General features: G+C 33.3%; 17 protein-coding genes and 1 tRNA gene. 11 read left to right on the top strand and 7 right to left on the bottom strand.

Annotation, left to right across the window (positions count from 1 at the left end):
• Window positions 1-21 precede the first annotated feature (21 nt).
• Together cueR and ACG59Z_RS12870 are read left to right on the top strand one after the other, a co-directional pair.
• Window positions 22-423, top strand: a complete 402-nt coding sequence (gene cueR, locus ACG59Z_RS12875) for a Cu(I)-responsive transcriptional regulator (RefSeq protein WP_001020650.1) — start codon at window positions 22-24, stop codon at window positions 421-423.
• A 28-nt stretch (window positions 424-451) separates the two neighbouring features.
• Window positions 452-859, top strand: a complete 408-nt coding sequence (locus tag ACG59Z_RS12870; protein WP_400199738.1) for a GFA family protein — start codon at window positions 452-454, stop codon at window positions 857-859.
• Between the two features lie 602 nt (window positions 860-1,461).
• Here ACG59Z_RS12870 and ACG59Z_RS12865 read toward each other — a convergent pair.
• Complete coding sequence (locus ACG59Z_RS12865; RefSeq protein ID WP_400199737.1) at window positions 1,462-1,818, bottom strand: four-helix bundle copper-binding protein; 357 nt, start codon at window positions 1,816-1,818, stop codon at window positions 1,462-1,464.
• Window positions 1,819-2,296: 478 nt separating this feature from the next.
• Window positions 2,297-2,626, bottom strand: coding sequence for a hypothetical protein (locus ACG59Z_RS12860; protein ID WP_016805181.1), 330 nt, complete (start codon window positions 2,624-2,626; stop codon window positions 2,297-2,299).
• 452 nt (window positions 2,627-3,078) lie between these two features.
• On the opposite strand from ACG59Z_RS12860, the gene ACG59Z_RS12855 reads away from it, so the two are divergent.
• The gene (locus tag ACG59Z_RS12855) at window positions 3,079-3,672 is read left to right on the top strand and encodes a LysE family translocator (RefSeq protein ID WP_400199736.1); all 594 of its coding nucleotides are present in this window, start codon (window positions 3,079-3,081) and stop codon (window positions 3,670-3,672) included.
• A 48-nt stretch (window positions 3,673-3,720) separates the two neighbouring features.
• Window positions 3,721-3,939: a hypothetical protein gene (locus tag ACG59Z_RS12850; protein WP_311071823.1), complete on the top strand. Its 219-nt coding sequence runs from the start codon at window positions 3,721-3,723 to the stop codon at window positions 3,937-3,939.
• A gap of 241 nt (window positions 3,940-4,180) precedes the next feature.
• Here ACG59Z_RS12850 and xseB read toward each other — a convergent pair whose 3' ends face one another.
• Window positions 4,181-4,375: an exodeoxyribonuclease VII small subunit gene (xseB, locus tag ACG59Z_RS12845; RefSeq protein ID WP_400199735.1), complete on the bottom strand. Its 195-nt coding sequence runs from the start codon at window positions 4,373-4,375 to the stop codon at window positions 4,181-4,183.
• Complete coding sequence (gene xseA / locus ACG59Z_RS12840) at window positions 4,368-5,630, bottom strand: exodeoxyribonuclease VII large subunit (RefSeq protein ID WP_400199734.1); 1,263 nt, start codon at window positions 5,628-5,630, stop codon at window positions 4,368-4,370. Before xseA ends, xseB begins: the two co-directional genes overlap by 8 nt.
• Window positions 5,631-5,886: 256 nt before the next feature.
• Between xseA and ACG59Z_RS12835 the strand changes: the two genes are divergently transcribed.
• Window positions 5,887-5,963: transfer RNA gene (locus tag ACG59Z_RS12835), tRNA-Met, on the top strand.
• 179 nt (window positions 5,964-6,142) lie between these two features.
• Window positions 6,143-6,373, top strand: a complete 231-nt coding sequence (locus ACG59Z_RS12830; RefSeq protein ID WP_025465682.1) for a hypothetical protein — start codon at window positions 6,143-6,145, stop codon at window positions 6,371-6,373.
• A gap of 152 nt (window positions 6,374-6,525) precedes the next feature.
• On the opposite strand, the gene ACG59Z_RS12825 is transcribed toward ACG59Z_RS12830, so the two are convergent.
• Complete coding sequence (locus ACG59Z_RS12825) at window positions 6,526-7,197, bottom strand: LexA family transcriptional regulator (protein ID WP_263613315.1); 672 nt, start codon at window positions 7,195-7,197, stop codon at window positions 6,526-6,528.
• 629 nt (window positions 7,198-7,826) lie between these two features.
• On the opposite strand from ACG59Z_RS12825, the gene ACG59Z_RS12820 reads away from it, so the two are divergent.
• Complete coding sequence (locus ACG59Z_RS12820) at window positions 7,827-8,156, top strand: hypothetical protein (protein WP_272480772.1); 330 nt, start codon at window positions 7,827-7,829, stop codon at window positions 8,154-8,156.
• A 35-nt stretch (window positions 8,157-8,191) separates the two neighbouring features.
• Window positions 8,192-8,737 (top strand): glycoside hydrolase family 108 protein, encoded by a 546-nt coding sequence (locus ACG59Z_RS12815; RefSeq protein ID WP_400199733.1) that lies wholly within the window; start codon window positions 8,192-8,194, stop codon window positions 8,735-8,737.
• Between the two features lie 93 nt (window positions 8,738-8,830).
• Here ACG59Z_RS12815 and ACG59Z_RS12810 read toward each other — a convergent pair whose 3' ends face one another.
• Window positions 8,831-9,448 carry a LysE family translocator gene (locus ACG59Z_RS12810; RefSeq protein ID WP_400199732.1) on the bottom strand — a complete coding sequence of 206 codons (618 nt, stop codon included), beginning with the start codon at window positions 9,446-9,448 and terminating at the stop codon, window positions 8,831-8,833.
• A 520-nt stretch (window positions 9,449-9,968) separates the two neighbouring features.
• Here ACG59Z_RS12810 and ACG59Z_RS12805 point away from each other — a divergent pair.
• The 3 genes from ACG59Z_RS12805 (at window position 9,969) to ACG59Z_RS12795 (ending at window position 11,717) form a co-directional block, all read left to right on the top strand.
• Window positions 9,969-10,184, top strand: coding sequence for a cold-shock protein (locus ACG59Z_RS12805; protein ID WP_236753953.1), 216 nt, complete (start codon window positions 9,969-9,971; stop codon window positions 10,182-10,184).
• A gap of 203 nt (window positions 10,185-10,387) precedes the next feature.
• On the top strand, window positions 10,388-10,621 hold the full coding sequence (locus ACG59Z_RS12800; RefSeq protein ID WP_400199731.1) for a hypothetical protein: 234 nt from the start codon (window positions 10,388-10,390) through the stop codon (window positions 10,619-10,621).
• Between the two features lie 271 nt (window positions 10,622-10,892).
• Window positions 10,893-11,717: a pyrroline-5-carboxylate reductase family protein gene (locus ACG59Z_RS12795; protein ID WP_400199730.1), complete on the top strand. Its 825-nt coding sequence runs from the start codon at window positions 10,893-10,895 to the stop codon at window positions 11,715-11,717.
• A gap of 150 nt (window positions 11,718-11,867) precedes the next feature.
• On the opposite strand, the gene ACG59Z_RS12790 is transcribed toward ACG59Z_RS12795, so the two are convergent.
• Window positions 11,868-11,987, bottom strand: a complete 120-nt coding sequence (locus tag ACG59Z_RS12790) for a hypothetical protein (RefSeq protein WP_263613322.1) — start codon at window positions 11,985-11,987, stop codon at window positions 11,868-11,870.
• Between the last annotated feature and the right edge of the window lie 364 nt (window positions 11,988-12,351).

The raw sequence follows: 12,351 nt of genomic DNA, 5'->3' as shown, positions 1-12,351 counted from the left end.
ATTTAATATTTGAGGTGTGAGATGAATATCGGTCAGGCATCCAAACATTCGGGCATTTCGGCGAAAATGATTCGCTACTATGAAGAAATCGGTTTACTTGAAGCAGCTCAACGTTCTGCTTCTGGCTATCGTATTTATTCAGAAACAGACCTTAAAACTTTAAACTTTTTAAAACATGCCAGAGAGTTAGGTTTTTCATCCGAACAGATGAAAGAGCTCATTTCGCTTTGGAAAAATACCGATCGGCATAGTGCAGAGGTGAAAGCTTTAACCGTAAAACACATTGCCGAATTAAAGCAAAAAATTGCTCATTTACAGGAAATGGTTAATATTTTGCAGGCTTCAGCTGATGATTGCTGTGGTGACCAACAGGCTTCGTGTGCGATTTTAGATCATATTGAAAAAGGGGTGGGTGTAAGCTAAATCCCATAAAAATAAAAAAGGTAAAATCATGATTTATACAGCTTCTTGTCTTTGTAATGGTGTTCAACTCAGCATTAATGCTGAATTAAATCCCATTATGGTTTGTCATTGTAAGCAATGCCAAAAAGCACAAGGGGCTGCTTTTGCTGCCATCACTCAAGTACAAAAAAGCCATTTAGAGATTGTACAAGGTGAAAATCTTTTGCAAGCGTATTTTGCTTCTCCAAACAAAAAGAGAATGTTCTGTAAAACTTGCGGTTCACCGATCTGGAGTGAACGTCTAGATAAGCCAGAAGTGGTACGCCTGAGGGTCGGACTTATTAATGAAGAAATATCGACGCCAGTCATCTCTCATGCTTTTGTCAATTCACAAGTGAAGTGGTATCCAATTTGTGATGACGCTCGCCAATATCCAAATGGGGTAGAAAACCCTTGAAATATGAAGGTTTGAAGTATTTTATTCATTTGTAAAAAAACGTGAACAGCACTAGCCATGAATAAATAATGTGCTATAACTGTACCTAAGGTAATCGTAATATCTCCTCGATCCACAGGGAAACTTGGGACAGGGCAAAAGATACGATAGGGCCTTACATATAGCTAGCAAAGAGCATGTAAGAGATGGATAGACACAAATCTTAGATTGCTCACCGTTGCAGAAAAGCCCGTGAAACGGGCTTTTTTAATGCATGTAAAAAGCTATTTCTTATTTGTGAAGATCATAGATTTTTAAACTATTTATGAAAAAGTAATGTAAAAATAACAAAATATTTTAAATATACAGACTATTCTGTATTGCAATTTATTTTTATTAAAGGTACATTGAGTCAACGGTTTAAAGTTCAAGCTTAATAATGAACTCATGGTCGTTGTGGGAGATCTAAGAGCCTGCATTTTCCCCAAGATGCGGGTTTTTTTTATGCCTAAAGAAAAGTATTTATTTATCTCATCTAAAATTTTAATTTTCTAATTTTTAAATTTTTAAATTTTTAAAGCCTACGAGCCGAATAGATCGTAGGTTTTTACGCTAACTAGAAGTTAAGCACGATATGCCTGACAAGCTTGGGCACATGCTAAACATGCTTTTGCACAAATCTGGCAATGCTCATGTTCGTGTTTACTACATTCAGCTGCGCAAAGTTGGCATGCACTGGCACATAATTGCATAGCTTGTTCAGCAAGCTCCGAATGTCTTAACTCTAAAGATGTGCATAGCTGACAGGTTTCTACACACGTTAAACAGTGTTTAATACATTCACTCATCATATGCACATGTTCTTCTTGTAAACATGCTGAGGCACAATGTTTACAAGCAAACATACATTCAATGCATGCTTGAATAGAGGTAGATGCTTGACTAAACAGAGAAGGGGTTGGTTCTTGTGAGCTATTCATTTTAATATTCTCCTTTTGAAAGGCTATTATTAAAAAACCGAATATTTTTATCTTTTTTCATTTTATAAAATCATTTTTCCTATAGGGCACTTTGAAATGAAAGGTCTACAAATGCTCAATAAGTGATTAACCTCGTATAAGAATGTTACATGTACTTTTCTAATTAAAGTTTTGAAAAATGATGAAGCACGAAGAAGATCTTCTTAAAACAAGACATAAAATTTATTTCGATATAATACTTTTGGCTAATTTTTTAATGAATGAAAATTAGGCAAATTATCAGTGTGAACTTTAAGGGCACACGTAATGGAAAACATTGAACAGTACGCTCACGGAGCTGAGCATGAAGTCCACGTACACTGCAAACGATCATTAAGTACATTAATACTGAGCCTGTTTGTGTTAATTGCGACTGGTCGTTAAACGAAAAAGCACCCAAGGGTGCTTTTTCCGTATCTACTGACTTTGCTAGATAATTTTAAGAGCTTGTAAAGCCGCGCCGTTTTTTATAGGCCTTACGATCATAAGAGGGTATATTGGACTTTTGAAGGTCAATAGCTAGTTGTTTCTTACGTTGAAATTGCACTTCATTTAAAAGTGCATCATAGATTTTGGGACGGTCAGTTTTAAACTTTTCTACATCCAATGGAATTTTACTTTCCTCTTTAACAATATACAAAACAGAACCATTGGCATTCGTTTCATATATTGTCCAACCAACCCGTACTGTATAAAGACCGGTTTTCTGATCCTTTCCTAAATAAGATTTAAAACCATCCGGATGTGGGCGAACATAAGCATTCATCATGCATCCTCCATCAACTATTTAATTCGATGAAAGCGGCGATTAATGAATTGATGGGGAACAATACATCTATTCAGTAAAATCACGATTTTCACTTGTATATATATTGATCAATTTAGCAATTTCAAGGCGTATGATATTTCTTTCTGATGGAGGGGAAATAAGATAGGTTGATTAAAAAGCACTCAAAAATAACGACTTAATTTTAAAAGATAAATTATTAAGTAGTTTGAAGTCATTTTTTAAATTAGAGTAATATTTTTAAAAAATGTGTGACGAATTTTGCAAATTTAAAATTGAACAAATTATAATGAACCAAGATTCACTTTTTAATAAGCTACTAATTTTAAAAAATAAAAAGTATTTGTAATATTTCTTGTTACAACGATTTTGTCGACAATATAGGACTGTTTTTGACATATTTCGCCTAGCGTAATCAATCGAGTTTTTAGCCTATGGTGTCATTTTTGTTTATTGGACTTGTGGTCACTATTTTGCTGACTCCAGGACCAACAAATACATTATTAGCCTCGGCTGGCATACAGGCAGGGGTAAAGCATTCACTTAAGTTAATTCCGGCAGAGGTAATAGGTTACCTAATCGCAATTACCTCTTGGGGTGTTTTACTTGAGTCAGTATCTCATTTCATTCCATGGCTTCCAGCCATATTAAAGCTGATCAGTGCGGGTTTCATCCTTTATCTTGCTTTTAAACTCTGGATGACATCGACTGAAGATATTAAATTAGACCGACCACTCATTACGCCAAAAGCTTTATTTCTTGCAACACTTTTAAACCCAAAAGCTTTACTCTTTGCTTCGGCGATTTTTCCACATGCAGCGTGGGAAAATCCGCATTTGTATTTTATTCACATTGTTGTCTTTTTATCTTTAATTACTCCAATTGCTTTTTTATGGATTATGTTTGGAACAGCCCTTATTTCAAATAAAGTAACTTGGTTAAATCAACGCAATTTACAACGTACAGCTGCATTTATTTTAACTTTCTTTGCCATGCCAATCGGCTATTCTGCGATTAGCTCATTTTAAACTTAACCCATTATTTATATTAAAAAATTTATTTTTCAGGAGATTTTTATGAAAAGATTAAAAGTAATTATCAAGGACCAATTTGATAAAGAATTAATTGCTTTGGCAAAAGTTAGACCTATGAATGATCATGTGCTTGAGCTTCATAAAAGTGTAGAACATATTGAAATTGATGATGAAATTATTCTACCCAATATGGATTTACTTTATGAAAATCCAAAAGATGGGAAAATTTATAAATTAGTTGGTCCATTCAGTGAGGAATAACTCTTAAATTAAATTTAACAATAACCATGAGTAGATGTTATGTTTTTAGGGTCTTAGATGGTGAAAATTAAGCCAAACTAACGTATAGACACAATTAAAATATTGAACATCGAAGGTCGTTATGGGACTATGTTTTTGCAAAAATGTGACCTAATCCTCATTTTTGCATTTCAGGACTAAGTGGTGTTCACTAAGCCCATTTCTTCAATGAGAAGTAGAAATGGGCTTTTTTTATGTAAATTTATTCTTTAAAAGTTTCATCTAAAGCTTGCTGGACTGCTTCAATGCGAGATTTGCAAGCTTTATAAGCACCAATGGATTCTTCAACAATCTTCATCAAATTATCAATATCTGGGCTTTCCTGAGATTCAAGTAATTCGGCATTTCGTTTTAAGATGGCATGACCTTCTTTGAAAGACAGTTCTTTTTCATTCATTAGGAATTACCTCGATAATATTGGCCTCAATAGCACCATCTTGCATTTCAATAGTAACGGCCGAGTTTGAGATTTGATGAACAGAACGAATTGCTTTGCCTTCAGATCTTACAATTGCATAGCCTTTGGCTTGAATCTGTCTCGGGTTTTGCAGAAGAATTTCTCGCATAAGCGCTTCGGTTTGCGTTAAAGAAAACTTAACCTGTTGCTGCGAAACAAATTGAATGCGTTCTTTCATTTGTTCGAGGAACTGGTGAGCAGAATTAAGTTGGCCTTGGGCAGAAGATTTAATATGTTGTAAATATTGATCACTCTTACTTTGATAAGTCGTAATTTGATGTTGAGACAAAAGTTTAATTGTTTGTAGGTTGTCTACAGCTTCTTGTACACGTTCAACAATATGGTTGCGAATACCCGCAATCACTTTACTTGGAGTATCAAACGAACGGTGTGCGATCTCATCAAGGATAGTACGGTCTTTTTCATGTCCGATACCAACCCAAATCGGTACGCTACGTTTACAGAGTAGGGCAGCAAGCTCATAATCATTTAAATAAGCTAAGTCATTTACAGCACCACCACCACGAATAATTACAATCAGATCGGGTGCAAAGTTATAACTATTTGCCCATTGCTTTAACCCTGTTGCCAACGACTCCATAAGGCTAACGGCAGCCGTATTTCCCTGAAAAGTCGCACTTTGATAAACAAAATGGCAGACCCCATTTCGCTCAAGAGCATCTGCATCTTTTTTAAAGTCCCCCAATCCTGCAGCATTTTGAGGAGCAATCACTAAAACATTTTGAATATCAAAAGGAGTAGGGAGAAGTTTATTCTTATGAATTAAACCTTCTTGAGTTAAACGCTCCACAATTTGTTGATAACGTTTTGCAATTTCCCCAAGTGTAAAACTTGAGTCAATCTCTTCGATATTGACTGAAAATCCATATTGCGGATCAAAACGCGCTCTAATTTTAATTAAAACATTTAAGTCACTTGCTAACTCAATTCCTGTTTCTCGTTCAAACTTAAGAACAATTTTACTCGCTGAAAATTTCCAAATGGTTGCTTTACAACTGGCGATGACTTTATCCGTATCTGCATCTTTCTCTGCAAGCTCTAAATAGTAATGTCCACCTTTAATATTTAAATTACGAATCTCTGCTCTAACCCATACCGGTTCGTCAAATGTCAGGCGTATCACTTCCTGCACAGTGCCGAGATATTCGCTGAGTGAGAACTGGGGATCAGACATATAAACTATAAATAATTGGATGAAACTAGATAGTATAAAAGCTATCCAAGCAAGGCAATTGCTGTCTATGAATATCGGGTTCTATTTAAAATAAATACAACAATTTAAAGAACTAAAAGTTAGAAATTGATATGCTAATTTAGACTAAATGGTTAAAATGAAAAATTAATAAAAAGATAATTGTTAATAATTACAACCGATTAAAAAATAAAGTTTGCTTTATAAAATATATAGGCGTATAAAGCTTACTTCCAATTGCGGGGTGGAGCAGTCTGGTAACTCGTCGGGCTCATAACCCGAAGGTCGTTGGTTCAAATCCGACTCCCGCATCCAAAAATATTATGCTCTGTGATGTACTACTTTTCGTGATACGAACTCATGAAAAGCAATTAGCTTATAAATAACCCTATATCAAGCTAAATATTAAATTCTAGACGAATTGTCCATACCTTAAATCTAGCGTTCTAATTAAATACCGTCAAATCACATGAGCTCAGTAATGAGTGAATACGATTGTGAATATAGTAAATGAATGGCAAATTGCCACAGCCGTAAATGGCAATGAAATTAATGTGAGGATCATTCCTCACGTGCGTAAGCAAAACTCACTTGATGGCTATCGTTGGGTAGAGGTTGGAAAGAAAATTCAGCTTCAAACTGGTGAAGAAATTGAGTTAAACCAAGATGGTAAAAGCTTCTATGCCGGATTTAATCAACTTTATCGTTTAAATACATATTGTTGATAAAACTATGGTAATAAAGCAAAAAAAACCTATCCTTTTTAAAAGAGATAGGTTTTTTTATATCTAATCGAAAAATAAATAATTAAAGTTATAAACAAGTAAACTACATGAAAACGATGAAATTATTATTTTAACTATATTTAATAACTAAATTAACCGGCCCGCCAGAACTGACGGCCCATCACTTTAAAGTTTTTCCCGTTCTCTTCAGTGACACGACGATCTCTAAATTTTTCATTTAAGCTATGCAAAATTAAAGAGCCATCTGCTTCTTTAAAAATTTGTTTAATCATTCCCTCGCCAGCGAAATAAACTGCATAGATTTCTCCATCAATCACTTCTGTTTGAGAAATATCAATACCGACCAAATCTCCATCTTTGATGTAATCGGTCATGCTATCGCCCTTAGCTTTAATAATGCGCATGCATTCCTGAGGAACACGCTTTTCTTTAAAGAAAGAAGCAGGGAAAGGAATTTTTCCATTAATTGCATCAAAATGGAATTCGATTGATTCGCCTGTACCACAAGAAAAACTTGCTTCAACGACTTCAATCCACACATATTGATCTACTACATCATGACTTACAACAGTAGGACTAAATACATCACTTTCTCTAAAAGAATCTTCTGTGTTACCAGTAGTGAGCCAATAAGCGTCTACACCTAAAAACTGTGCAATGAGTGGAAGAAAAGCAGATTTTAAGTTCTTTCCCGATTCTAAAGCTTGATAAGCAGGCTGAGACATTTTTACTGCTTCAGCAACTTCTGCCTGAGTTTTCTTAGCTTTAATCCTTGAATCTTTTAAACGGTCTTTAAGAGCCATAATGATCGCACCAGCTAACTTATAACAAATATATAACTTAAGTTATATCTAGTAAAACAACTGTAGTTATTGACTAATAATAACTATAGTTATAATATCAGTTATAAGAACTCATTGATAGAACGAATCAAATATTTTACTTAAGTATATTTTTAATTTTTATCAATGGCTTAGTAAGTAGTGATATTTATTCTGCCTCACTGGACGACAGAATATAAAAAATGGCGATAGTGAATCAGTGGTAGAGATCGGCTATCAAAAACAAAAAATGAAATAAAAAAAGCCCGATTCCGTGGATCAGGCTTAATGTTCGTCGATAAAGGGTATCAAGAACATGAAGAATCTAACAAAGAATTTAATGGCTCACAAAAGTTTCCGATATACGGCAGCGTGTTATCTCAACTTTTTGGTCAAAAAAAGATAAGTCATTGATGTATGCCAGTTTTAAGAGAAAAAAGAACGGCTAAGCTAACTGTGGTTGTGTAGCAGATTTTTATAAAAATATGAGAAATAACAATGGAGTAATCAAGATTATTTTTCAAATTTTAAGTATGAGACAGGATTAAATTATGGAAAATTTTTTAACATTAAATGGACTAGCTTCTGCTTTTAAGCTTTATGGTACGGTCATGATGATTGCTTTAGCTGTGAGCTTAGTCGTAGCAGTGGTTCTAATCATGCGTTTCCCTCGTTCACCTCAAGAATGGGTAGTCGGTTTGATTTGCACTATTGTCTCAAGCTTGACTGGTGGCTCATTCATTATCATGAAATGGGACTTGCATGAATGGGTGACAGATATATGGGGCATGATCACTTTAGGTGGATTCTTCTTTATTTGTGGCTTACCTGGCTGGGCAATTGTGAGATGGATATTTAACTTCATTAATAAACAAGAAGGGAAAACCATTGTTGAAGTAATGAAAGACTTAAAAAAAGCAAAAGATGATATTCAAAGTTAATACTAACAGTGAGTTTTATAAATGAGGACAGTCCCATGAATATTGAACAATATTTAGATGCACTTATAAAACGTGAAGGTGGTTATGTAAATGACCTCCTTGACTCTGGCCATGCTACTAAATATGGAATTACACAAGCTGTTGCACGTAGTTATGGATATCAAGGTGAAATGAAGGATTTACCTTTAAAGATAGCAAGAGATATTTATAAGAACCAATATTGGCTTGAGCCGCGATTTGATCAAGTTAATTTGATTAGTCCGATCATTGCTGAAGAGCTACTCGACACAGGAGTAAATTGCGGTATTGGTTTTACAAAACCACTTCTACAGCGTGCTTTGAACTTGTTAAACCGGCAAGGGAAAGAAGGTTGGGCGGATCTTAAATTGGATGGGGAATATGGACCCTCTACATTACAGGCTTTATCAATCTATATAAAGAAGCGCGGTAATGAAGGTGAACGGGTATTAGTACGTCTTCTGAATATTATGCAAGGCCAACGCTATATTGCAATTACCGAGAAAAATCCAAAGTATGAGCAGTTCTTTTATGGATGGCTTGCTAACCGTGTGAACTTATAAAAAGACCAACTTGTTAGAGCTGTTTTTAAGCATATAGGCTACAAAACATCTAACAAGCTGGTCCATTCTACTTTTTATAGGAGTACAAACTTTTTATTGAGTAATAAGTAAAATAGCGAGAAGAAAGAAAATACAACCACTGATTTTATTCAGTTTTGCAAAATTATTTCCGGCAAGCATTTTCTCTTTAAAAATAGAAGAAAAGTTGGCATAAACTAAATGAATTAAAAATCCAATAAGACAAAAGGTTAAAGATAAAACCAGAAACTGATTTAATATTTCTTTTTTAATATCAATAAACTGTGGAAAAAGGGCAATGAAAAAGACAATTGTTTTGGGATTAAGTAGTGAAGCAAACAATCCTTGATAGAAAAGTTTTGATTTCTTTATACCTTTCTCGTCATGTTCAGTTTCGAGTAAATCTTGTGTTGGGGATTTTTTTATGAAATTTTTATAACCTAAATACATAAGGTAAAAGGCCCCAATAAGCTTTAAGACCGTGAAGATCGTAGGATTACTGGTAATGATAAGCCCGACTCCACTTGCAGAAATCACAGCGATAATGAACATACCAATGATTAAACCGCTAATACCGAATAAAGTGGTACGGACACCATAGTTAATTGAATTTGTTACTGTAAATAAAACGCCTGGTCCTGGGCTTGATAATGTAAGAAAAGCAATGGTTATAAAAACTAAGAGACCATTCACGGAGTTACTTCCTGTTTATCATCAACATGTTAAGCTGCACACGTACTTTAAAGTAGAATAGGTAAAGTGTATATAGACAAGTCTGTATATTTTATAAAAAAGTAAAATATTTTAATTATTCCTAAAAGTAAGTGTTTGAGCTTATAGCAAAGCTTAAAAATCTATAGAAGACAAAATTTTAGCGTGTAAAAAAAAATAAGATATATATAATTAATATATTGATGTTAAATCAATAAAAAACTTGTAAATAGTTTTTAAAATCAATGAATAAGATGAGGGTGGGGAGGTTTGAATTAAGTAAAAAATCAATTAATCAAGATAGAGATTGCAATTCGTTAAGAAGCGTGTATAGTCGACTTTAACTACAAAAATATTCATGTAACCCTAAATCTCTCTTTTCGCAGTTTTATTTATAATCCTCCGTATATTATTAGATATTTAAGTAGAGTGTATATTTTTTAGTTTAATTGGTTCACCCAATAACAAATGATAATGTTTTTTAAAAAATTAGGATTAATTTATGTCTAATACTACTGGTACAGTAAAATGGTTTAATGAAACTAAAGGTTTTGGTTTTATTCAATCTGATGAAGGTAAAGATGTTTTTGCACATTTTTCTGAGATTCAAACACAAGGCTTTAAAGTTCTTTTAGAAGGTCAGCGTGTTCAGTTTACTGTGACACAGGGTAAAAAAGGCCCACAAGCTTCGAACATCACAATTGTGACGAATGCTTAAATAACGTAATTTGATGATTTTATTTGGTTTATTTTTTGGCAATTTGCTCAATTAAATAACATGAAATCATCTACGTAGTTAAAAAACCCACTTCTTCCTTTGTGGGTTTTTTATATAAAATATTAAATAAGTTGATTATTTGTTTTATATAATATAAAAATTAAATTTATGTTTTATAAGTTAACATTATAACTGGTATAAAAATGGATATTTGTATTGGCGGTATTTTAAACGGTAAAGTAAGAAAAAATAATGAAAATTGTTTCTGTGTTGGAAACCCTCATTCAGATGATGTCACTGAGTATCACAAGCAATACTTTCATTTAGATGGAAAGCTTTTATCATTTTGGGTATGCAGTGAATTCAATTTTCAAGAAGCATCACGAATAGCCGAGAGTTTCTTAAAAAAAGAGCAAAGATCGTTAAGTGAATGTTAAATAAAAACACTTTAAGCTTGGCAACTATAATGCTTAAATCAGATAAGCTAAAAATAATTTTTAATTACATATTTTTAACAATTTAGATTAATTTGTTATTCATAACGTCATAACTAATAGGGTAATCTTAGCTCAAAATATGATTTTGTTGTAAAATTAAACTTAACATTCATAAAAATTTATTAAATTTTTATTGTATTAACGGTCCATGACTTAAGTCATAAATAATATTTCTTTTTGTAGTATATCTAAAGGAAGGAAATAATTCTAAATGTTGAATATAGTACAACCTAATATTTGCTTTATTGGCAGCAGTAATTTGTCTTTAGCTTTAATTGGAGGTTTGGTTTTAAAAGGATTCCAAAAAGAAAAAATTAATCTTATAGAGGAAGTAAAGTTTGATAATGAAATTATTCTAAAGCAAAAACAGCATGAGGTAAAAAAGGCTGATATCGTTGTTCTATTACTAGACCCAAAAAACCTAAAAGCTATACTGGCGCCATTAAAAAAATGGCTAGCTGATAAAACAATAGTATCGATGATGGCTGGGGTTAATATTAAACAACTAGTAAGTATTACGGGTTCAAAAAAGATTATAAGAGTCATTTCTAACCCACCTGTATTAACTTATACGGGTACCCATGTGCTGATTGGTTCAGAATATCTAGAGCCTTTAGATAAAGAAGTAGTTGAGACAATTTACTCAGCAACAGGGAAGACCTATTGGGCAAACTCAGAATCGGAAAGTGATGCCATTATTGCTTTATCAGGTTCAGGTCCAGCGTACTTCTTTTATATTCTCGACAGTATGGTCAAAACAGGTATTTCTATGGGGCTAGATAAGCAGTTCGCTTTAGATCTCGCACTACAAGCAGCCTCAGGTGCCGTAGACATGGTCCGTAAAAGTAACGTTCAGCCAAGTGAACTATGCGGGAAGGTGACACTGGCTAATGGAATTACCGAATCTGCTTTACGAATGTTTGAACTAGGAAACCTTTCCGACGATATCCGACTGGCTTTGAGAGCAGCTTATCATCGTAGTAAAGAAATAGGTCTCGAGATTAATGCTGAGATTGCTAGGCATAGCTTTAACTGATAACCAAGTACCTTTCAATTTGGAGATAACTTATATTTTGAAAGGTACTTTTTATACTTAATAAGTCATTTAATGCCCTAAGAATGAAGCATATAATTACTTATACTGGTTCATAATCAAAGCTGTTTTTATATGACTATCTAGTTTAAATTATGGAATTTGCAAGAAATATTCCCAAATAATGTAGCCCAAACCAAACCCTAGCATTGAATAGAGTGTGATAATAAATAATACAAAACTAGCTTTATTTTTCTTTCTTAAAAAATTCATGTTAGCTACCTCGTGTCTGGATGTTTACTATCATGAAGAAATACAATGTGTAATCATAGATACAGAATTTTTTCAAAAAAATATAACAGATGAAGAAGTGTTATAAATTACTCTTTAATTAAGTTTTTCTTTAAATTTGTAAATCGAAAGACGTTAGGGACCTTAAGTCTAATTTTCAGTGGAAAAAATATGAAAATGGGTTTCCTATTGATTTATAAAAATATTATATTGAACGAGCTGTTGAAAAACAATCATTTACAATTGAAAGGAAACATTTCTAATTGGTTAGAATTATTAAATAAAATTGCGGATCAGTTAACGAAATTTGAATTTTTTTGTGGTTCATTTTGGTGCCATTTTACAT

This window comes from Acinetobacter sp. ABJ_C1_1 (assembly GCF_044684115.1).
GTDB classification, from domain to species: domain Bacteria; phylum Pseudomonadota; class Gammaproteobacteria; order Pseudomonadales; family Moraxellaceae; genus Acinetobacter; species Acinetobacter nosocomialis_A.
The sequence above is the reverse complement of the archived record's forward strand: the minus strand, read 5'-3'. Positions and strand labels throughout refer to the sequence as shown.